21 protein-coding genes and 2 tRNA genes are annotated in these 20444 nt (G+C 65.2%); 8 read left to right on the top strand and 15 right to left on the bottom strand.

Annotated features, from left to right (window positions below; translation table 11 throughout):
• Positions 1-85: 85 nt before the first annotated feature.
• From ACU0DV_RS26450 to ctaD, 4 genes are all read right to left on the bottom strand, one after another.
• Complete coding sequence (locus ACU0DV_RS26450; RefSeq protein WP_446242822.1) at positions 86-1072, bottom strand: hypothetical protein; 987 nt, start codon at positions 1070-1072, stop codon at positions 86-88.
• Between the two features lies 1 nt (position 1073).
• Entirely contained in the window at positions 1074-1568 is a 495-nt protein-coding gene (locus tag ACU0DV_RS26445; protein WP_446242823.1) for a DUF2244 domain-containing protein, read from the bottom strand.
• Between the two features lie 104 nt (positions 1569-1672).
• On the bottom strand, positions 1673-2191 hold the full coding sequence (locus tag ACU0DV_RS26440; protein WP_446242824.1) for a hypothetical protein: 519 nt from the start codon (positions 2189-2191) through the stop codon (positions 1673-1675).
• A gap of 222 nt (positions 2192-2413) precedes the next feature.
• On the bottom strand, positions 2414-4087 hold the full coding sequence (gene ctaD, locus ACU0DV_RS26435; RefSeq protein WP_100927104.1) for a cytochrome c oxidase subunit I: 1674 nt from the start codon (positions 4085-4087) through the stop codon (positions 2414-2416).
• A 618-nt stretch (positions 4088-4705) separates the two neighbouring features.
• On the opposite strand from ctaD, the gene ACU0DV_RS26430 reads away from it, so the two are divergent.
• Positions 4706-4921, top strand: a complete 216-nt coding sequence (locus ACU0DV_RS26430; RefSeq protein ID WP_254698265.1) for a hypothetical protein — start codon at positions 4706-4708, stop codon at positions 4919-4921.
• A gap of 17 nt (positions 4922-4938) precedes the next feature.
• On the opposite strand, the gene lipB is transcribed toward ACU0DV_RS26430, so the two are convergent.
• Positions 4939-5610, bottom strand: a complete 672-nt coding sequence (gene lipB / locus ACU0DV_RS26425) for a lipoyl(octanoyl) transferase LipB (RefSeq protein WP_446242825.1) — start codon at positions 5608-5610, stop codon at positions 4939-4941.
• 286 nt (positions 5611-5896) lie between these two features.
• Here lipB and ACU0DV_RS26420 point away from each other — a divergent pair.
• Both ACU0DV_RS26420 and ACU0DV_RS26415 read left to right on the top strand, forming a co-directional pair.
• Positions 5897-5983, top strand: a tRNA-Leu gene (locus ACU0DV_RS26420).
• Between the two features lie 207 nt (positions 5984-6190).
• The gene (locus ACU0DV_RS26415) at positions 6191-6934 is read left to right on the top strand and encodes a heme-dependent oxidative N-demethylase family protein (protein ID WP_446242826.1); all 744 of its coding nucleotides are present in this window, start codon (positions 6191-6193) and stop codon (positions 6932-6934) included.
• A 256-nt stretch (positions 6935-7190) separates the two neighbouring features.
• Here ACU0DV_RS26415 and ACU0DV_RS26410 read toward each other — a convergent pair whose 3' ends face one another.
• The 5 genes from ACU0DV_RS26410 to ACU0DV_RS26390 form a co-directional block, all read right to left on the bottom strand.
• Positions 7191-7973, bottom strand: coding sequence for a hypothetical protein (locus ACU0DV_RS26410; RefSeq protein ID WP_283982954.1), 783 nt, complete (start codon positions 7971-7973; stop codon positions 7191-7193).
• A gap of 173 nt (positions 7974-8146) precedes the next feature.
• On the bottom strand, positions 8147-8962 hold the full coding sequence (locus tag ACU0DV_RS26405; RefSeq protein ID WP_446242827.1) for a lytic murein transglycosylase: 816 nt from the start codon (positions 8960-8962) through the stop codon (positions 8147-8149).
• Between the two features lie 68 nt (positions 8963-9030).
• A complete protein-coding gene (locus tag ACU0DV_RS26400; protein WP_446242828.1) occupies positions 9031-9687 on the bottom strand; it encodes a hypothetical protein in 657 nt (218 codons plus the stop codon).
• Between the two features lie 323 nt (positions 9688-10010).
• Positions 10011-11417 (bottom strand): type I glutamate--ammonia ligase, encoded by a 1407-nt coding sequence (gene glnA, locus ACU0DV_RS26395; protein WP_446242829.1) that lies wholly within the window; start codon positions 11415-11417, stop codon positions 10011-10013.
• A gap of 84 nt (positions 11418-11501) precedes the next feature.
• Positions 11502-11840, bottom strand: coding sequence for a P-II family nitrogen regulator (locus tag ACU0DV_RS26390; protein ID WP_005856074.1), 339 nt, complete (start codon positions 11838-11840; stop codon positions 11502-11504).
• A gap of 154 nt (positions 11841-11994) precedes the next feature.
• Between ACU0DV_RS26390 and ACU0DV_RS26385 the strand changes: the two genes are divergently transcribed.
• Together ACU0DV_RS26385 and ACU0DV_RS26380 are read left to right on the top strand one after the other, a co-directional pair.
• A complete protein-coding gene (locus ACU0DV_RS26385) occupies positions 11995-12687 on the top strand; it encodes an NAD(P)H-hydrate epimerase (RefSeq protein WP_446242830.1) in 693 nt (230 codons plus the stop codon).
• A 24-nt stretch (positions 12688-12711) separates the two neighbouring features.
• Positions 12712-13569 (top strand): NAD(P)H-hydrate dehydratase, encoded by an 858-nt coding sequence (locus tag ACU0DV_RS26380; RefSeq protein ID WP_446242831.1) that lies wholly within the window; start codon positions 12712-12714, stop codon positions 13567-13569.
• A gap of 7 nt (positions 13570-13576) precedes the next feature.
• On the opposite strand, the gene ACU0DV_RS26375 is transcribed toward ACU0DV_RS26380, so the two are convergent.
• The gene (locus ACU0DV_RS26375) at positions 13577-14062 is read right to left on the bottom strand and encodes a Hint domain-containing protein (RefSeq protein ID WP_446242832.1); all 486 of its coding nucleotides are present in this window, start codon (positions 14060-14062) and stop codon (positions 13577-13579) included.
• 145 nt (positions 14063-14207) lie between these two features.
• Between ACU0DV_RS26375 and ACU0DV_RS26370 the strand changes: the two genes are divergently transcribed.
• The 3 genes from ACU0DV_RS26370 (at position 14208) to tig (ending at position 17428) form a co-directional block, all read left to right on the top strand.
• Positions 14208-14292: transfer RNA gene (locus ACU0DV_RS26370), tRNA-Leu, on the top strand.
• 378 nt (positions 14293-14670) lie between these two features.
• Positions 14671-15765 (top strand): AI-2E family transporter, encoded by a 1095-nt coding sequence (locus ACU0DV_RS26365; protein WP_254698264.1) that lies wholly within the window; start codon positions 14671-14673, stop codon positions 15763-15765.
• 334 nt (positions 15766-16099) lie between these two features.
• Positions 16100-17428 carry a trigger factor gene (gene tig, locus ACU0DV_RS26360; protein ID WP_100927097.1) on the top strand — a complete coding sequence of 443 codons (1329 nt, stop codon included), beginning with the start codon at positions 16100-16102 and terminating at the stop codon, positions 17426-17428.
• 113 nt (positions 17429-17541) lie between these two features.
• Here the strand turns inward: tig and ACU0DV_RS26355 are convergent, their stop codons facing one another.
• The 4 genes from ACU0DV_RS26355 to rpsF form a co-directional block, all read right to left on the bottom strand.
• Positions 17542-18888, bottom strand: coding sequence for a methyl-accepting chemotaxis protein (locus ACU0DV_RS26355; protein WP_446242833.1), 1347 nt, complete (start codon positions 18886-18888; stop codon positions 17542-17544).
• Positions 18889-19073: 185 nt separating this feature from the next.
• The gene (rplI, locus tag ACU0DV_RS26350; RefSeq protein ID WP_283982959.1) at positions 19074-19691 is read right to left on the bottom strand and encodes a 50S ribosomal protein L9; all 618 of its coding nucleotides are present in this window, start codon (positions 19689-19691) and stop codon (positions 19074-19076) included.
• Positions 19692-19701: 10 nt separating this feature from the next.
• The gene (gene rpsR / locus ACU0DV_RS26345) at positions 19702-19929 is read right to left on the bottom strand and encodes a 30S ribosomal protein S18 (RefSeq protein WP_005608650.1); all 228 of its coding nucleotides are present in this window, start codon (positions 19927-19929) and stop codon (positions 19702-19704) included.
• Positions 19930-19955: 26 nt separating this feature from the next.
• Positions 19956-20318, bottom strand: coding sequence for a 30S ribosomal protein S6 (rpsF, locus tag ACU0DV_RS26340; protein WP_100927094.1), 363 nt, complete (start codon positions 20316-20318; stop codon positions 19956-19958).
• Positions 20319-20444: the final 126 nt, after the last annotated feature.

The raw sequence follows: 20444 nt of genomic DNA, 5'->3' as shown, positions 1-20444 counted from the left end.
GGCCGGTTGTTAACCTTTGCACCGGCGCGCCGAATGACGCTGCGTCGCAAACGGTTAACGGGGGAAGGCGGCGCGAAGCCCCGCCCTACACCGGTTGCGCGTCCGGGTCCGTTCCCGACTGTCCCGGTGGCGGCGACATGGTGGCCAGCTCTTCCGGCAGATCCTCGGGCAGGGGGAAGCCCTGAGCGATGCGGGCCAGCTCCTCCGGGTCGTCGATGCGGAAGCGTTCCACGAACTTCGTCTTGAAGCTGACGCGGCCGCGCCGGGCGCCGAAGTTCTCGCCGTGGTTCAGGACGTAGAGCACCGCCGGGAAGGACAGCGGCGCCAGCCTGTGCCCGGCCAGCGCGGCGAGATAGGGGAACATCCGGTGCTCGTGCTGGGTCATCGCCTGCAGGAAGCCCGCCGATTGCGGCAGGTCCGGATCATGGGCCACCGCCGCGCAGCTGCCGCAGAGTTTCCAGAAGGGTTTGCGCATCGGCTCGCGCAGGGTCGGCGCATCGGCGAGGGCGATCACCCCGGTGGCGTCGTCCATCACCAGCCCCTGCTGCACGAGGTAACCGCCCGGGGCCTGCCGGCGCAGCATCTCGCGCACCATGCCCTGCCGCATCAGGTCGTCGGCGTCGAAGCTCATGACGTAGGAGGGGCCGGTGTCCAGCCTGTCGAGCTGACCGTAGAGGGCGGCCAGCTTGCGCCACTTGTCGTTGCCGGGAGTCGGATCGTCGAACGGCAGGAAGTGGATGCGGCGGTCGTCGGGCAGAAGCGGCCGTTCCTGGCAGCAGACGATTGCCTGCCAGTGCGGATCGTCCTGCGCGATCATGCATTGCAGCGTGGCGCGCAGGCGGATGTTCACCGCGCGCCAGTCGCCGACCTGCTCCGGCCCGACCAGCGGAATGAGGAAGATCACCTGCCGGCGCATGGCGGGCACCCGTGTCCGGAGCGCGTGGCGCAGGGCGAGGGCCGCGGCCTCGGACGGGACGGGGGTCAGCCGGTCGGCGATGTCGTCGCGCGCGGCGCGGGCGGCCAGCGAGAGGGCGGCGCGGTGCCATTTGGGTGTTGCGGGGGCCTGGGCCATCTCAGCTCTCCTTCGCGCGGCGGACGGCGGTCAGCAGGTCGGTGTAGAGCGCCTTGCGTTCGTCCTCGGACAGGAAGGCGCCGATCTCGACCTCGCGCCCGCTGCCCTTGAGGGTGACGTAGTTGGGAACCGGGCCGCCGGTCTCGTGCAGGGAGACGGTGACCCAGAAGGTGTTGGCATCCCACGACAGGGAGTCGCCGCGCGGATCGGTGCGCACGAGGCTGGTGGTGTCGTGGGAGAGGGTGAGCACCTCGAGGATGCGGCGGTCGCGGAGGTTGCGGCGCAGCGCATAGTAGAGCGCGGCGGTGGCGGCCAGCATGAACGGCAGGAGCCCCCAGAGCACCAGCGTGCCGAGGACGCCGTAGAGCGGAATCGAGGCGGCGAGGAAGAAGCCCAGCACCATGGCGGCGAAGCCCTTGGGCGACAGGGAGTTGTGCGGCCAGAGCTGCATCTCCTGTACGTGCGCGCGCGGGGGGGTCGTCCAGTGGTACGGCATGTCAGTCCTATAACGTGCCACATGGCGTCCGCAAAGCGGGAAGCTGTCGTGTTTCCGGGAGGTTGCGACCGTTTCGCGCAGATGCAGGGCAGCGGGCGGCGCGGTCATGCCCGGGCGGGCCCGCGCACGATCCGGAGCACGATCTGCCCCAGCGTCAGCGCGGCGAAGACCAGAAGCGCCAGACCGGCGATTGCGGTCAGCGCCTGCTGCACCTCGAGCGTCCAGAACATGGCCGGCAGCTCTTCGGCGTCGGGCATCACGCCGCGGACGTGCAGCGCCCCGAATTCCACCGCCGAGAGGATGCCGTGCTGGGTCAGCACGCAGAGCGCCATGTTGCGTCCGAAGCGCAGCGCGCGAAGGAAGTCGATCACGAAGTAGACCGCCGGGAAGATCGCGAAGGTCAGCGCCACGCGGGCGAAGAGCCGGGGCAGCGGGATGGTGGAGAAGGTGTCGTGCAGGGAGGTGTCGCGCAGCGCCGGGACCTCGGTCATCGCGTGCAGCCATCCGGCATAGAGCGCCCATGAGAACGGGATGGACAGCAGGAGGATCGGCGGCCAGCCCGGGCGCCTGAGGAAGGCGGCAAACGGCAGGGCCGTGACGATCAGGAGGACGATGTAGGACAACGGGGGCTCCGGCTGCGGCGGGGGGAGAGACAGGAAGATAGCGGGCGCCCTGACCGGAGAAAGGCCCGGAGCACATGCGCCGGTCGGGGTGTGGCCTTCGTGCCAGTGGCCGCCGGGCGGAGAGTGCGCTGGCCGGTTCGGCCGCGTCCCGTCCGGAGGGCGGAAATCAAAAGGCCCCGCGAGCGTGTCGCGGGGCCTTCCGGTTGTCTTTCAGAGCGGCGCTCAGTGCGCGTGGCCCTTGTCCCAGTCTTCCTGCTTCGGGAGCTGCTCGAAGGTGTGCTCCGGCGGCGGGGAGGGCAGGGTCCACTCCAGCGTGTCGGCCCATTCGTTCCACGGGTTGTTCTGCGTCACCCGCGCGCCACGGGTGAGCGCGTGGAAGATGATGAAGAAGAACAGCAGGAACGAGGCGAAGGAGATGAACGCACCGATCGACGAGACCATGTTCCAGGTGGCGAAGGCCTCCGGGTAGTCGATGTAGCGGCGCGGCATGCCCTGACGGCCGAGGAAGTGCTGCGGGAAGAAGGTCAGGTTCGCACCGATGAACATCATCCAGAAGTGCAGCTTGGCCATCGGTTCGGAGTACATCCGGCCCGACATCTTCGGCAGGTAGAAGTACATGCCCGCGAAGATCGCGAAGACGGCGCCCAGCGACATCACGTAGTGGAAGTGTGCCACAACGTAATAGGTGTCGTGGTAGGCGCGGTCGACGCCTGCCTGGCTCAGCACCACGCCGGTCACGCCGCCGACGGTGAAGAGGAACAGGAAGCCGAAGGCCCAGAGCATCGGTGCCTTCATGTCGAGCGAGCCGCCCCACATGGTTGCGATCCACGAGAAGACCTTCACCCCTGTCGGAACCGCGATGACCATCGTTGCCAGCATGAAGTAGGACTGCTGCGACAGCGACATGCCGACGGTGTACATGTGGTGCGCCCACACGACGAAGCCGAGCGCGCCGATGGCGATGATCGCCCAGACCATCGGCAGGTAACCGAAGACCGGCTTGCGCGAGAAGGTCGCGATCACGTGGGAGATGATGCCGAAGCCCGGCAGGATCACGATGTACACTTCCGGGTGGCCGAAGAACCACAGGATGTGCTGGTACAGGATCGGGTCACCGCCGCCGGCCGGGTCGAAGAAGGTCGTCCCGAAGTTCCGGTCGGTCAGCAGCATGGTGATCGCGCCGGCCAGGACGGGCAGGGACAGCAGGATCAGCCAGGAGGTGACGAAGATCGACCAGGAGAACAGCGGCACTTTGAAGAGCGTCATGCCCGGGGCGCGCATGTTCAGGAAGGTGGTGATCATGTTGATCGCACCGAGGATCGAGGACGCACCGGAGACGTGCACCGCGAAGATCGCGAGGTCGGTGGAGAAGCCCCCTTCGGTCGTCGAGAGCGGCGGGTAGAGGACCCAGCCGATGCCCGAACCGAGCTGGCCGTTGCCGCCCGGCGAGAAGACCGAGCAGACCGCAAGCGTGGTGCCCGCGACATAGAGCCAGAACGACAGGTTGTTCATCCGCGGGAACGCCATGTCCGGCGCGCCGATCTGCAGCGGCATGAAGTAGTTGCCGAAACCGCCGAACAGCGCCGGGATGACGACGAAGAACATCATCAGGATGCCGTGGGCGGTGATCATCACGTTCCAGAGGTGCCCGTTCGGCGTGCAGTTCTCGATCGCGGTCGGGAACAGGCGCGCGCCTTCCATGCACATGAACTGAACGCCCGGCTCCATGAGCTCCATGCGCATGTAGACGGTGAAGATGACGGAGATCAGGCCGGCAAAGGCCGACACGATCAGGTAAAGGATCCCGATGTCCTTGTGGTTGGTCGACATGAACCAACGGGTGAAGAACCCCCGGTTGTCTTCATGCTCGTGGCCATGAATGGCGGCGTCTGCCATTGTCTGCCTCCCTAGCGTTTCCATGCAGGGACGCCCGAAAAGACTCCTGGCAAGAATCTTTCCGTGCGTCCGGTGTTCTGTCCCGTTTTTTAGAATGTGTCCGCGACTGCGTCCATGCGGCGATTTGATCTCGATCAAACTTTTTGTCGCACCTCGTTGAAGCGGGGGCGGTGCTTGACGGTGATTGTCACGGGTACTTGAAGACCGGGCGTTGCGGATAGGGCTTCTGCTGTGGTCTGGCGGCCACAGGCGAATCGTTCGCGACGGGGCGGCGGGTGTCTTCCTGGCTGCCGGGATGCCTTGGGGCCGCGCGAAATGCGCCGCTCAAGTCGTTGGCGTTGTTTCCTATTTCTGCGGTTTTCGGCTGCTTTGGTGTTCGGAACGGTCGAGCGTCGTTCGGGTGCGCAGCGGCGACGGCCCGGGGAAAACATGCTCCGCCCGCTGGCGCCTTAAGACCTTGTTAGGGGGCCGTGCGTCACCCTGCGGGGCGGCGTTTGCTGACGTGGAACCGGGCCGGGTCAGGCATTCCTGACTGTCGGTCCGGGCGGAAGTGCCTATTTTTGTACTACGGCCACGCAACAAAATTGCCCGTGCACCGTTTGTGAGGAGGAGGCTACCATGACTGCTATCGATATGATGTCCGTTCACACCACCGGCAGCACGCTGCGCCAGCGCCTCGCCCGGATGTTCGAAACGCCGTTCGACCGGCGCTATCGCCAGCGCACCGCGACCATCGCGGCCCTGCGCGCCAAGTCCGACGCGGATCTTGCGGCGATGGGCCTGACGCGGGACGAGATCGTGCCCCACGTCTTCCGCGGCCGCGCGGTTATCTGAGGCGTCCCCGGGGGACGTCAGGCGGTGACCTGCGCAGGCAGCGGGCCGAAGACCTGCTCGAAGGTCTCCCTCAGCGCCACGTCGAGGTCGTCCATCGTCACCGGCAGGCCCAGATCGACCAGGCTCGTCACCCCGTAATCGGTGATTCCGCAGGGCGTGATGCCGTCGAAATGGCTCAGGTCCGGCTCGACGTTGATCGAGATGCCGTGAAAGCTCACCCATTTGCGCAGGCGGATGCCGATGGCCGCGACCTTGTCCTCGGCCATGTTCCCGTCGGGCAGGGCGGGGCGGTCGGGCCGCTCGATCCAGACGCCGACACGGCCATCGCGGATGTGGCCGCGCAGGTTGAAGGTGTCGAGCGTGGCAATCACCCAGTTCTCCAGATCCTGCACGAAGCGGCGCACGTCCTTGCCGCGCTTGCCCACGTCGAGCATCACGTAGACCACCCGCTGTCCGGGGCCGTGATAGGTGTACTGCCCGCCGCGCCGCGTGTCGTGGACGGGGAAGCGGTCGGGGTCCTTCAGGTCTTCGCGTTTCGCCGATGTGCCGGCGGTGTAGAGCGGCGGATGTTCCAGCAGCCAGACGCATTCACCGGCCTCGCCGCGCGCGATAGCATCGGCGCGGGCCTCCATGAAGGTGAGCGCCTCCTCGTAGGAGGTCAGGCCGTCACTGATCTTCCATTCTACCATGCGCCCGCCGGGACGTCCGAGCCCCGCCTCCCTGATGTGCATCGCCGCGGCGGCGGACCGGGCCGCCTGCCTGCGCCACCGGAGGTAATGCGATTGGGAGCAAAGCGCAACGCGGGGGCTTCGGTGCTGCCTTGATCGGCTTTCGGTCAGGCGGGCAAGGCCGCCCGGTGCCACATGGCCCGGGGCGTTCCCGACCCTCCCGCAAACTGTCGGCACGGCAATGCAATTTTCCTCTTCACATTGCCGGCGGGCTTCGCTAAGAGGCGCGTCACCAAGCCTAGACAGTGCGGTCGTGGCGGAATTGGTAGACGCGCAGCGTTGAGGTCGCTGTGGGGTAACTCCCGTGGAAGTTCGAGTCTTCTCGACCGCACCATTCAAAAAACGCCCCCGTTCGTGGGGCGTTTTTTTGTTGCCGCCCCAACCACATCAGAGCCGGCTCTGGCGCGGCATAGCATGCGGATCGCAAGCGTTCGGGCCGTGCGGGTCCGCGGGATCGGGGGCGCACCGAAGGGGCGTCCGTTTTCTCTGTTCAGCTGTGTTCGGGGTGGACTGGTCAGCGGGGCTGACCTTAAATGCCACCATGATCCTGCAGAAACGCATTCCCTACGATGTCCTGACACCGCGCCGGCTTCCGGGCGTCGCCCCGTTCGAGATGGCCGACTGGCTGCACGTGGACGAGGCCTATGCCGGACAGATGGCGGAGCGTGTGCGGCTTTTGTCAGAACGGCGGAGCGAGGTGCTGAGGCTGGACCCGGACGCTCATGCGGCGGCGGAGGAGCTGCTGGACATGGTGCTTGCGCATCTGCCTGAGGGGTTCGTGTCTGAAGGGCTGCGCGTCGCCTGTCCGGACGGGCGCGTGGTGGAGATCGACAGGGGTGATCCTTTGGGTACGCTGGGACATATCGTGCAGGAAGACCTGTGCCTCATGGAGCCTCGCGACGGTGTGCATGTGTTGACCGGCGCGGTGCTGTGTTTTCCGGCAAGCTGGCTTCTGGCAGAGAAATTCCTCAGACCTCTGGTGGGGATACATGCGCCGGTCGAGGTCTATGACGACGGGCTGGCCGCCCGGGTGCAGCGGCTGTTCGACGGGGTGCAGGCGGGTCGGCCGCTTTGGCGCTACAACCTGCTGCATTACGACGATCCGACGCTGTTCCAGCCGCGCTCGGAACAGGCGCGGCGTCCGCACGTGGACCAAGAGACGGCCCCCTTCACCCGCAGCGAACGGCAATGCCTCGTGCGCCTGCCAAAGACCGGCGCGGTGGTGTTTTCCATCCACACGTATGTCGTGGCCCGGCGGGCTGGCGGGGCTGTGCCAGCTACCTGAGCGACTTGGCTGGCAAGGCACAGGCGACGGCGTTTGTGCAAGGTTTCGGGCAGATCGCGCAGGATTGGCGCCCAAAGGATGCTGGATCTTCGGAGAGCTTGGGCGATTGGTGCACGGAAAACGGCGTTTCCGGGCATACCCGCTCCGGAACGTGAAACGCCCGGCGCGAAGCCGGGCGTTTGAGGCATGAAAAGCGGCGCCTGCTGCAAGCAGGCAATCAGGTGCATGCCGGAGCGTCGCCGCTACCGGCACCCCGTCAATTCACCAGGGCGCCCATCACACCGTCCAGCCGGTTCGTGTTGTGAAGGACGGCGAAAAGGCATGTCACCGCAAGCGTCTGTGACGCAAGGCGGAAGTCCATGCCCCGCAGGCTGACGATGTAGACGAAGACCGCCGCCGGGAAGTAGACGATGCCCAGGACGCCGGTCATCAGGTAACCCGCGACGGACAGCCGGCGTTTGGCGGGTTCCTGCGCCTCCAGCTTCACCTTGTAAGGCGCGAGGCGCTCTGCCGTGCTCGGACGCATTTCGACCGGTTCGGGCTTGGACGTGGCGTACGGGCTCTTGCTGATGCGGCTGTTCAGGTTCTCGTGCTCGAAGAGCTCGTTCTCCATCTCGGCGTCGACTTCCGGCATCCGGCGGGGCGACACGTAGGACCGCAGGCGGATGAAGTCGTCGCGGTCCAGCAGCACATCCGGCGAATACCATTCGAGGATATCGGCGGAGGAATGATCGAGCGCGGTCAGCACCGTGTCCGACAGGATACGCGCGGCCTTCTCGTCGTCGAGCGGCTCGCCGTCGGCGGTGATGACCTCGAGCACGACGCGCGGGCCGTAATCGCTTTGTTCTTCGGCGATGACGTTAATGCCGTAGCGGCGTCCGAAGACCTTGTTGGCATGGGCGGAACGGTGGGGTTTTGCGCCCGGCGCCGGGTCGAGGCGGGCCAGCACGCGGGCTGCGCTTTCGACGTAGGGCGCCGGATCGAGATCGGCGGCATCAGGAAGAATCAGACCTGCGTACGGATACTCGGCACTGCTCATGGCGGGCTCCTTAGGTTTATTCGCGGCGCTTCGGCGCGCCGCGTTAACCAATGTGTGCCTGCAGATCGTGGTCCGATTTGGGCGAAATGAAGCAACTTTCTTGTCAATTTAGACGAGAAAATTGAATGTCATATCAACCTTAAGTTTACAGACTCGCCCGGGGCCAAACGCGGTCAGTTGCCGACGGCCTGAGCGGCGTAGGCAATGGCGCGCTGGTAGTTGCCGCTGTCGTTCCACGCGGAAAGCGCGCGGAAGTTCGCGGTGCCTTCGCCGAACGGCTGGCCCGCCTTCCAGCCGTTCTGCCGCAGCAGGTTGGCAGCGGAGGCAAGGGCGTCGGCGGCATTGTAGGGATCGGCCCGGCCGTCGCCATTGGCATCGACGCCATAGCGCATCCAGTTGCCGGCGAGGAACTGCATGTGGCCGAGTTCACCCGAGGGGCCGCCCTGCGTGTTTGCAGAGATCATGCCGCGGTCGACCATCATCAGCGCCGCTTCGGCGTGGGGCTCGAACCGCGGGTGGCGGCGGCAGTAGGAGGACAGCGTCACGGCGCCGTCCACGATCGAGGTCTTGCCGAGGTAGCCGCCCCACGACGTCTCCAGCCCCCAGATCACCGCAAGTACGCTGCCGGGCACGCCGTACTGGCGCTCGACAGCGTTGAACAAGTTGGCGTTCTTGTTCATCCGCGAGCGCGCAGCGTTGACGAAGTTCTGCGCGGAGCCGCCGGTGCGCTTGGCAAGGAAGGTCGCCGGGTCGGAGTAGGAAACGCCGGTCTGGCTGGAGGGACGCGATTCGAACTTCCAAGTGATCGAGGACAGTTTCGCGCCCTGCAGCGCCTGAAGGCCGCGCTGGCCCACGCCGCGGGATGCGGCCTGCTGGGCGAAAGCGGCCTTGTAGGCGCCGAAGGAGCCCTGGTCGGTGATGCAGGTCGCCGCGAAGGCGGGCGAGGCTGCGAGAAGGGACAGCAGGGCTGCGTGGACGATACGGCGCATCGGTTTCTCCGGATAAGTACAGTTAGACGGAGACTAGCATTCGAATTCCGCGCGCCAAGGGTCGTTCGTCAGATCATGCCGGAGAAGCCACCGGAGACCACAAGCGTGGTCACGGTGACAATGAGGGAGGCGACACGCAGGGCGGGGTTTTCCATGACAGTTCCGGCGGCGGCGGAGACCTGCCCATGCATGCGGCTGCGCTCGCCCGCGATTTCGCCCGGGGTGGCGCCGCGGAGGAAGGCGTCGCGCATGTGGGCCTCGAACGCGGCGACATGGGCATCGTAGCGGCGGTCGGTGTCGCGGACCTGACTGGGGCGCATCGTGACGGCGCGGCGGGCCACGATCCGGCGGGGGGCCACGGGCACCGGGGCGAAAGCGGTATCGAGACCTGCGAGGAAGGCGGCGCGGGGGATGGCCGTCTTGGTGTTCTGCCAGATGACGGATGTGACCTCGAACGCGCGGGCGAAGCGGTAGGCGAGTTCGGCCATGCGGGCGGAGGCATCGGCTTCGCCGAGATCGAGCGCGAGAGTGACGACCGTCTCTTCGGCCCTGTGCGCCATGGAGAGCGACAGCGCGAGGCCGGGCGCGACCATCCGGAGGCCGTTGAGGGAAACGTCATCGACGCGGAGGCCTTCGGCACGCAGGTGCGGTTTCAGCACGTCTGCCATCCGCGGCAGGGCGACAGACGGGCGGCCTTCGAAGACGAACGTGGCGATTGCGGTCATGGTGATTTTCCCCGGTTTTTCTTTGTTTGTGGGGGCAGTCTTGCCGCCGTCTTTGGAAGAATCTGGACCTTATCTTGGGGTATTTGGGCGAAACCGCCACAGTCCGTCATAGTTGTGCAAATGTGGTCTTATTCACGTTCAAATGTGGCGATACCGCCGCAAACCCCGGCAAATGCCATATTTCCGACATGAAAACCGAACTTTGGAAACGGTTTGTTTCCGTGCGCCCTGAAAAACCTGTCTTGACGTGACTTTGCGTCAACGGAAACGGGCCCCGCGAAAACGCGGAGCCCGTCCAGGAATATGCGTGCCGTCCGGCTGGATCAGCAGGAGTAGTACAGTGCGAATTCCACCGGGTGCGGCGTCATTTCGTACATTTCCAGCTCTTCCATCTTCAGCTCGATGTAGCCTTCGATCTGGTCCTTGGTGAACACGTCACCGGCCAGCAGGAAGTCCATGTCGGCTTCGAGTTCCGTCAGCGCTTCGCGCAGCGAGCCGCAGACGGTCGGAATGCCGGCCAGCTCTTCCGGCGGCAGGTCGTACAGGTTCTTGTCCATGGCTTCGCCCGGATGGATCTTGTTGGTGATCCCGTCGAGGCCGGCCATCAGCAGGGCCGCGAAGCACAGGTAGGGGTTGGACGACGGGTCGGGGAAGCGGGCCTCGACGCGCTTTGCCTTCGGCGACTGGGTCCACGGAATACGCACGCAGCCCGACCGGTTGGAGGCGGAGTAGGCGCGCAGAACGGGGGCCTCGTAGCCCGGGACCAGACGCTTGTAGGAGTTGGTCGACGGGTTGGTGAAGGCGTTGAGCGCCTTGGCGTGCTTCAGGATGCCGCCGATGAAGTACAGCGCCTCGTCGGAGAGGTCGGCGTACTTGTCGCCCGCGAAGAGCGGCTTGCCGTCCTTCCAGATCGACATGTTGACGTGCATGCCCGAGCCGTTGTCGCCCTTGATCGGCTTCGGCATGAAGGTTGCCGAACGGCCGTAGGCCTGTGCCACGTTGTGGATGACGTACTTGTATTTCTGGAGTTCGTCGGCCTGCTTGGTCAGCGAGGAGAAGACGAGGCCCAGCTCGTGCTGCGAGGTCGCCACTTCGTGGTGGTGCTTGTCGACCTTCATGCCGAGGCGCTTCATGGTCGAGAGCATCTCGGAGCGGATGTCCTGGCCGTCGTCGGCCGGGTTCACCGGGAAGTAGCCGCCCTTGTAGGTCGGACGGTGGCCCAGGTTGCCCATCTCGAACTCGGCGTCGGTGTTCCATGCGGCGTGGTCGGCGTCGACCTCGTAGGACACCTTGTTCGGTGTGACGGCGATCTTGACGTCGTCGAACAGGAAGAACTCGGCCTCGGGGCCGAAGTAGGCGACGTCACCGATGCCGGAGGACTTCAGGTAAGCCTCTGCCAGCTGCGCGGTGCCGCGCGGGTCGCGGTTGTAGGCTTCGCCGGTGTCGGGCTCGACGACGGAGCAGTGGATGCAGAGCGTCTTCTCGGCATAGAACGGGTCGATGTAGACCGAATCCGGGTCGGGCATCAGCTTCATGTCGGAGGCTTCGATCGACTTCCAGCCGGCGATGGAGGAACCGTCGAACATGAAGCCTTCTTCGAGGAAGTCCTCGTCAACCAGGTCGCTCATCACGGTCACGTGCTGCAGCTTGCCGCGCGGATCGGTGAAGCGGATGTCGACGTAGGCAACTTCCTCGTCCTTGATCAGCTTGAGAACGTCAGCGTTGCTCATTCTGTAGTGTCCTTCTCTGTCAGAATTGGATTTTGTTTGCAGGGGCGCCGCGCGCGGGCGCGACCCCGTGAGGTCAACCAGTGGTCAGAGCGCGTCCGAGCCGGATTCGCCGGTACGAATGCGGATTGCCTGCTCGACGTGACTCACGAAGATCTTGCCGTCGCCGATCTTGTCGGTCTTGGCCGCGGAAACGATGGCCTCGATGGCGCCATCGACCTGATCGTCGTCAAGAACGATCTCGATCTTCACCTTGGGAAGGAAGTCCACCACGTATTCAGCACCGCGATACAGTTCGGTATGGCCTTTCTGGCGGCCGAAACCCTTCACCTCGACGACGGAAAGGCCCTGGATGCCGGCCTCCTGCAAAGCCTCTTTCACTTCATCAAGCTTGAACGGCTTGATGATGGCTTCGATCTTCTTCATGAGGTTCTCCCCCCTTTCGCATCCCGTGTCGGGCTTCGGCAGACCATTTCTGCCTTGTGCCCACAATCACATAGAGTGTCAGTTGGGGGGCAATGGCCATCCGAACTTGAAGGCGAGATCGTTTTTTAAGCGATATGATTAAAAAAGCGACAAAATGGAAACGCAGGGTCAGATGATGACGGAAACGGTGACGGCAGAGCAGATGCGGGCGCTCGAACGGGCCGCGATGGACAGCGGATCGGTCACCGGTCTGGAGCTGATGGAGCGGGCCGGGCAGGGGGTGGCCGAGGCGATAAAGGCGCATTGGCCCGATACGCGGCGGGCCGTGGTCCTCTGCGGCCCCGGCAACAATGGCGGCGACGGATTCGTGGTGGCGCGCCTCCTGGCGGACAGCGGCTGGGAGGTCGAGGCGCTTTTCCATGGCGAGGCCGACCGGCTGCCGCCGGACGCACGCACGAACCACGACCGCTGGGCCGCGACGGGGGCGGTCGGGCCGCTGACGCTCGGCGTCGTGAAGCAGGCCGGCGAACCCGATGTCTGGGTCGACGCGATATTCGGCATCGGTCTGTCGCGGCGCCCAACCGGAGAGCTCGAACGCGTGTTGAGCCACTTGGCAGGTCATGGCGGAGACCGGATGACCCTGCAGCCGAAGCTGGTGGCGGTGGACGTGCCCTCCGGTCTCGACGCGGACACCGGAGAGATCCCCGGAAAGGGGGCAGGGGAATGGGCGCCGCCGTGCCCGTTTTGCGCCCTGACCGTGACCTTCCACCGCGCCAAGCCCGGCCATCTTCGCGGAGAGGGCCCGGAGCATTGCGGGAAACTGATCGTCAAGGATATTGGGCTTTAACACAGCCACATGCCCGGAGGTGCCATGCAGTCGGAAACCATCACGCGCGACACGCTGCCGGATCTTGCGAAGCGGGTCGATCAGCACAAGTACGACCACGGCCACGCCGTTGTCCTTTCGGGACCACCGGGGCAGGGCGGGGCGGCCCGCTTGGCCGCACGGGCGGCGCTGCGGGTCGGTGCGGGTCTGGTGACGCTCGGCTGTCCGCTGCGCGCGGTGACGGAAAACGCGGTGCAACTGACGGCGATCATGATCCGCGGGCTCGACGGAACGGCGGGGCTGGCCGAGATGCTGGAGGACGAGCGATACAACGCTCTCTGCCTCGGGCCGGGGCTTGGGCTGGGGCCTGCCACCGGCGAACTGGTGCGCGGTGCGCTGAAGGCGCGGCGGGGCACGGTGCTGGACGCCGACGCCCTCTCTCGTTTCCAGCGCGAGCCGCAGGCGCTGTTCGACATGCTTCACGACAATTGCGTCCTGACACCCCACGGCGGCGAATTCCGGCGGCTGTTCCCCGATCTCGCCGGGCGGATGGAAAACGACGACGCGTTCTCAAGGATCGATGCCGCGCGCGAGGCGGCGATGCGCGCTGGGGCGGTTGTGCTGATCAAGGGCGCGGAGACGGTCATCGCCGCGCCGGACGGGCGAGTGGCGGTGAACGCGGCGGTAGACGAGCGCGCCGCGCCGTGGCTGGCGACGGCAGGCGCGGGCGACGTGCTGGCCGGGATCGTCTGCGGGCTCATGGCGCGGCGCCTCCCGGCCTATGACGCCGCGAAGGCCGGCGCATGGCTGCATGTGGAGGCGGCGCGCGCCTTCGGCCCCGGCCTCATCGCGGAGGACCTGCCGGAGATGCTGCCAAGGGTGTTCCGCGACCTCGGGCTCTAGCGCTGTCTCAGGCGGGGGCGGTCACGCATTGCACCGCCGCCAGTTCCAGCCCGTCGGCATAGAGGATCTGCGGCGTCTCGAAGTGCAGCTCGAACAGGTCCAGTCTCTGCCGGCCGAGGCTGCGGATATAGGTGCCGTCGATCAGCCTGCAGGCCGGAACCAGCGCCTGACTGGCCCCGAACAGCGCGCTGGCGCGCCAGTCGCGAACCAGGATCTCCTGACGGGCGGGAAGGACCACGTCCCGGTCGGGCCGCGCGTTGCCCAGCGTGCCATGCGCGATACTGACCGCCTCGACCATGAGACGGCGGTGGCGCAGCCTGAACAGGCGGGCGGTGCCCGATGTGCGGGTGATGATCCGGTCGCCGGGTGTCAGGTGTTCGACCGGCAGTTCGCCGTCGAGAGTCAGCACAAGCGTGCCCGCGCAGACCGCATTCAGCGGCTCGCGTGACACGACATGCCGCGCGCGCAACTGCGCGTTCGGTCGGTTCGTCATTTCTGGGCGTCCTGCTCTGGTTGCCTCTGGTTTTTGCAGGAGTGTCCCGTAACAGGCGGCCAAAGTCACGGATTTTCTGACCGGGGCGGCATTGCTTTTTTCCCTCGCAAGCGCGCGGGGCCTTTGCTATGGAGCGCGCCACGGAGCGGGTGTGGCGAAATTGGTAGACGCACCAGATTTAGGTTCTGGCGCCGCAAGGCGTGGGGGTTCAAGTCCCTCCACCCGCACCACCGTTCACGGCACGTTCGACAGGCTGCCCATGATCGTCGCATGAGGCGCCCGGCTGGGTCCTCGCTGTGACAAGTGAAAATCCCGGTTTTTCCGTACCTTAGGGCAGCGCACCATGGGTCGTGTGATCCATTCGATCGGGCGCAGGCTGTGCGCCGCCTGGGGCATTCTGCCGATGGTCAGGCCGCATTATACATGGCACGCAAAGTCGAAGCCGGTCGTCGGCGGGCTTCTCCCTATGCCGTCCACGCGCCGGAGAAAATCTTCTGAAAAACGTAACGAACGATATCACAGACCGGTGATTTCCAGTCCGGTCGCGTTAGATGCGGTTGACAGCAGCGGTCGATCTCGATCCCGACCGCCGAAGCCGGAGGACTTCGATGACCGACACGCCAGACACCCTCCGATCACGCTCCCACTGGGCGGTGATCGGCCTCTTCCTGATCGCGGCGGGCGGGGTGCTGCTGCTTGCGCGGACCTTCCTGATGCCGCTGATCCTCGCCTTCCTGCTTTCGCTGACATTCTCTCCGGTGAGGCGCTTCTTCAAGCGGACGGGCCTGCCCGACGCCATCTCGGCGGGTATCATCGTGCTGTCGCTGGTCTCGCTTTGCGCGGTTGCCGCCGGGGGGCTGGCCGGGCCGGTGCAAAGCTACATCGACAACGGCCCGAGCATCATGCGCGACGTGGAGATCAAGCTGCGCGGCATCAGCGACCTCGTGGCCAAGGTCTCGGACGCGACCGAGAAGGTCGACGAGCTGACCGATACCGACGCCGAGGGGCCGAAGGTTGCCGTCGACACGGGGCCGGGCCTCTTTACTCAGGCGGTCATGAGCGTGCCTTATGTCATGGCCCAGGCTGTACTGACGCTGGTGATGCTCTTCTTCCTCATCGCGTCGGGCGACATGTTCTACGAAAAGCTCGTGGCCGTCAGTCCAACCTTCAAGGACAAGCGCCGCGCCATCCGCATCGTCTATGACATAGAGCGCAAGATCAGCCGCTATTTCCTGACCATCACCGTGATCAATGCGGGGCTGGGGGCTGCTGTCGGCCTTGCCCTCTGGGCGCTGGGGATGCCGAACCCGGTGCTGTTCGGCGTGCTGGCGTTCGCGCTTAACTTCATCCCCTTCATCGGGGCACTGGCCGGGGTGGCGCTGACCTTTGCCATCGGCATCGTGTCATTCGACACCGTGGGGGCGGCGGGACTGGCGGCGGCCACATACTTCGTGCTCACCAGCATCGAGGGGCAGCTCGTGACGCCCTATGCCGTGGGACGCAGCCTGAACCTGAACCCGGTGGCGGTGTTCGTGGCGGTGGCCTTCTGGGGCTGGGCCTGGTCGGTGGTGGGCATGTTCGTGGCGGTGCCGGTGCTGATCATCGTACGCGCGATGTCCGAACGGGTCGACAGCCTGCACGGGCTGGGCGTGTTCCTTTCGGGACGCGGCGACGACGACCTGGGGCACACGCAGCCGGAGTGAGCGCGCCCGGGCCGGTTCGCCTCGGCAGGCCGGGCGAGGCCGCCCGCCGGGGTCCGGGGGGCGGCTGTGGGCTTTGCGGGCCCTCGGTTCCGTTGCGGTCACCCGGGGCCGCGAATCGCTGCCGAAGACGGGTTGCCGGCAGATCGGATGGAGGCCCGCCGGTCGGGCTGTACCGGCTTCGAGGACCGGAAGCGGCAAGGGGAGGCCCGGAGGCCTGCCCGGGGCACGCTGCGGCGGCCAAACCCGCTTGCACTGTTGTGCGCAGGTCAATAGAAGGTGCCAAATTCAATTGCGCCCCCATCGTGGGGCGCGTCTTCATTCGAGGGAAGAGACGATGCAGGTCACCGAGACGCTGAACGAAGGCCTCAAGCGCGGCTATGCCATCACCGTGACGGCGGCCGAGCTGGACGAGAAGGTTACTGCCAAGCTGAAAGAGGCGCAGCCGGATATCGAGATGAAGGGCTTCCGCAAGGGCAAGGTGCCGCTTGCGCTGCTGAAGAAGCAGTTCGGCCCGCGCGTGCTGGGCGAAACCATGCAGGAAGTCATCGACGGTGCCATGAACGAGCACTTCGAGACGTCCGGCGACCGCCCGGCGCTGCAGCCGGAAGTCAAGATGATGGACGGCGAGCAGTGGAAGGAAGGCGACGACGTGCGCGTCGAGATGTCCTACGAGGCGCTGCCCGAAGTCCCCGAGATCGACCTGTCCACCATCACCGTCGAGAAGCTGGTGGTGAAGGCCGACGAGGAGTCGGTGAACGACGCGCTGAACAACCTCGCCGCCACCGCCAAGGACTTCGAGACCAAGGAAGGTGCGGCCGAGGACGGCGATCAGGTGGTCTTCGACTTCCTCGGCAAGGTCGACGGCGAAGCCTTCGAGGGCGGCGCGGCAGAGGATTACCCGCTGGTGCTGGGCTCCGGCTCCTTCATCCCGGGCTTCGAAGAGCAGCTGGTGGGCGTGTCCGCCGGTGACGAGAAGACCGTCGAGGTGAAGTTCCCGGAAGAGTACGGCGCGGAGAACCTCGCCGGCAAGGACGCGACCTTCGAGTGCAAGATCAAGGAAGTGAAGGCTGCCAAGGCCGCCGAGATCGACGACGAGCTGGCCAAGAAGTTCGGTTCCGAGGACCTCGAGAGCCTGAAGAACCAGATCCGCGAGCGCCTGGAGGCTGAGTACGCCGGTGCGGCGCGCCAGGTGATGAAGCGCGGCCTGCTGGACCAGCTTGACGGCATGGTGTCCTTCGACCTGCCGCCGACCCTGCTGGACGCAGAGGCCAAGCAGATCGCGCATCAGCTGTGGCACGAAGAAAACCCGGACGTGCACGACCACAACCACGACACCATCGAGCCGACCGAAGAGCACATGAAGCTGGCCGAGCGCCGCGTGCGCCTCGGTCTGCTGCTGGCCGAGCTGGGTCAGAAGGCAGAGGTCGAGGTGACCGACGCCGAGATGACGCAGGCGATCATGAACCAGGCCCGCCAGTACCCGGGTCAGGAGCGCGCCTTCTTCGACTTCGTCCGCCAGAACGCTCAGATGCAGCAGCAGCTGCGCGCGCCGATCTTCGAAGACAAGGTCATCGACCACATCGCCGACCAGGCGCAGGTCACGGAGAAGGAAATCTCCAAGGACGAGCTTGAGAAAGCAGTCGAGGCACTCGAGGAAGAGTGACCCGGCGCGGCTGGCGGGTCACAAACCGCCGGTCGGGGACAGTGATAAACTTGAAGGCCGCCCTCTTGAGGGCGGCTTTTTCTTTTCGGCGGATCTGCGGGCGGGCGGCGTTGTCAGACGGCGGCCTGGTACGGCTGGAAGCTGCCGGAACTCCGGGCCTCGCCCACGGTGAAGAAGTCGATTTCGGTCAGCAGGTCGCGGGCGCCGCCCTGCAGGCGGGTGCCGGAATCGCGGGACTCCTGGACCATCGCGGCGTTCTGCTGCGTCACCTGGTCGAGCTGCGAGACAGAGGCGTTGATTTCCGCCAGCGTCTGGCTTTGCTCTTCCATGCCGTGCGCGATTTCCTTCACGCGTTCGGAGATGCCGTTCACGCCCTGGAAGATCGTTTCGAACTCTGTCGTGGCGCGGTTCACGAGGTCGGAGCCCTCGCCGACGTGTTCCGAGCTGGACTGGATCAGCGCCTTGATCTCGTTCGCGGACTCGGAGCTGCGTTGTGCAAGCCCCCGGACTTCGGACGCCACGACAGCGAAGCCGCGACCGGAATCGCCGGCGCGTGCGGCCTCTACCCCGGCGTTCAGAGCCAGCAGGTTGGTCTGGAAGGCGATGCCCTCGATCACGGCGATGATCTGGCTGATCTGGCTGGACGATCCCTCGATCTTGTCCATGGCGGCAGTCAGGTTGGCCACGAGGGTGCGCCCGCCCTCGGCAGCGGTGCGGGTCTGGTTGGCGACGTTGCGCACCTCGTTCGCGTTTGACGCGGCAGAGCGCGCGGTGGAGGTCAGCTGGTCCACGGCGGCGGCGGTCTGTTCCAGCGTCGCCGCCTGCGTTTCGGTCCGGCGGGAGAGGTCGTCCGTCGTTTCCATCATCTCGTCAGCGGTGCGGCTCACGTCGGTCGAGACGTTCTTGACGTTCTTGATCAGCTCCGCCAGCTGGGTCATGCAGGCGTTGTAGGTTTCGCCGAGCGCATTGAGGTCCGGCGCGTTGCAGGGCGCGACATGGCGTGTCAGGTCCCCGGTCGACAGCGCCTCCAGCGATTTCTTGATGTCAGTGATCGCAAGCTGGCGATCGGTGATGTCCGAGGCGACCTTGATGACCGCACGGACCTTGCCGTCGTCACCGATGACCGGCGAGTAGCAGGCCTGAATGAATACCGTTTCCCCGGACTTCGTGACGCGGGGGAACTGGCTGGTGAAGGTTTCACCTTTCCGGAGCCGGTCCCAGAACGAGGCGTATTCGGCGCCTTCGCGGTAGGTCTTGTCCACGAAGAGGGAGTGGTTCTGTCCGCGGATCTCGTCCAGCGTGTAGCCCAGCACTTCGAGGAAGGCGGCGTTCGCCCATTCGATCTCTCCGTCGGGTTTGAACCTGATGACGGCATGTGTCGCGATCACCATGTTGACGAGATCGATCTCCTCCGAGTCGGGAGATGTGGTCTGGGGAGCATTTGTCTTGAAAGGCCACATGGGACACCTCTGGATGCATGATGTTCCGAACATCCCTAAGGGCGCATCCTTTAAAAATTCTGACCAAATTTCGGTGCCCGCAATTTTATCTCAAATTCTGGCGCTGCCTGCGGGCCGGTTTGCCAAGAAAAAAGCCGCGCGGTCCGGGACCGCGCGGCTTTCGCATGTCAGAGGCGCAAGGCCTGTCAGTCGTCTTCGCCCTCGGCGGCCGGAGCCGGAGCAGGCGCTGCGTCGTCGTCGTCCGACGCGGCAGAGCCGAGGTCGTCGAACAGTTGCGACACTTCGAATTCGGCCTGTGCTTCTTCCTCGGCGGCCAGTTCCTGGATGGACTTGCCGGATTCCTGAAGCTCTGCCTCTTCGGGGGAGCGTGCGACGTTGAGGGTCACGGTGACCATGACCTCGGGGTGCAGGTGCACCTCGATGTCGTGCAGGCCGAGTTCCTTGATCGGGGTCCGGATCAGGATCTGCTTGCGGTCGAGCGAGAAGCCCTCGGCGGTGGCCACGTCGGCCGCGTCACGGGTGGTGACGGAGCCGTAGAGGTTGCCGCCGTCGGAGGCCTGACGAATCACGACGAACTGCTGGCCGCCAAGACGGTCGGCCAGTGCTTCGGCCTCTTTCTTGGATTCCAGGTTGCGTGCTTCGAGCTGTGCCTTCTGCGCTTCGAAGGAGGCGATGTTCTCCTTGGAGGCGGTCAGGGCCTTGCCCTGCAGCAGCAGGTAGTTGCGCGCGAAACCGGGCTTGACGTCGACGACGTCGCCCATCTGGCCGAGCTTGGCCACGCGTTCGAGAAGAATGACTTGCATGTTGGCCTCCTTACTTCACGGCGTAGGGAAGCAGGGCGAGGAAACGGGCGCGCTTGATCGCACGGGCCAGTTCACGCTGCTTCTTTGCCGAGACGGCGGTGATGCGGGACGGAACGATCTTGCCGCGCTCGGAGATGTAGCGCTGCAGGAGGCGGGTGTCCTTGTAGTCGATCTTGGGCGCGTTCTCACCGGAGAACGGGCAGACCTTCCGGCGGCGGAAAAACGGTTTTGCAGCCATGGTTTATGCTCCTTGTTCTCTGGGGATCAGTCGCGGGGACGACGCTCGCGGCGGTCGCCACGGTCGTCTTTCTTCTGCATCTGGACGGAGGGGCCTTCCTCGTGCTCGTCGACCTTGATGGTCAGGACGCGCATCACGTCGTCGTGCAGGCGCATCAGGCGTTCCATTTCCTGCACGGCGGACGACGGTGCGTCGGTGCGCAGGAAGGCGTAGTGGCCCTTGCGGTTCTTGTTGATCTTGTAGGCCATGGTCTTCACGCCCCAGTACTCGGACTCGACGACGTTGCCGCCATTGTCCTTCAGCACGGTGGAGAAGTGTTCGACAAGACCTTCGGCCTGCGCGTTGGACAGGTCCTGGCGCGAGATAAAGACATGCTCGTAAAGCGGCATGTGCACTCCATTTCTATCAAGGCGCGTTTCAAAGGGCGGGCTTTGCCTTCCGCGCCCGACCCACGAGAGACCGCGCGGTTCAACCGTTCATGCGGAAGGAAGCGCCCGTATACACGCTTTGCCGGC

The organism is Sagittula sp., from assembly GCF_052825245.1.
This window is presented reverse-complemented; position numbering and strand designations above follow the sequence as displayed.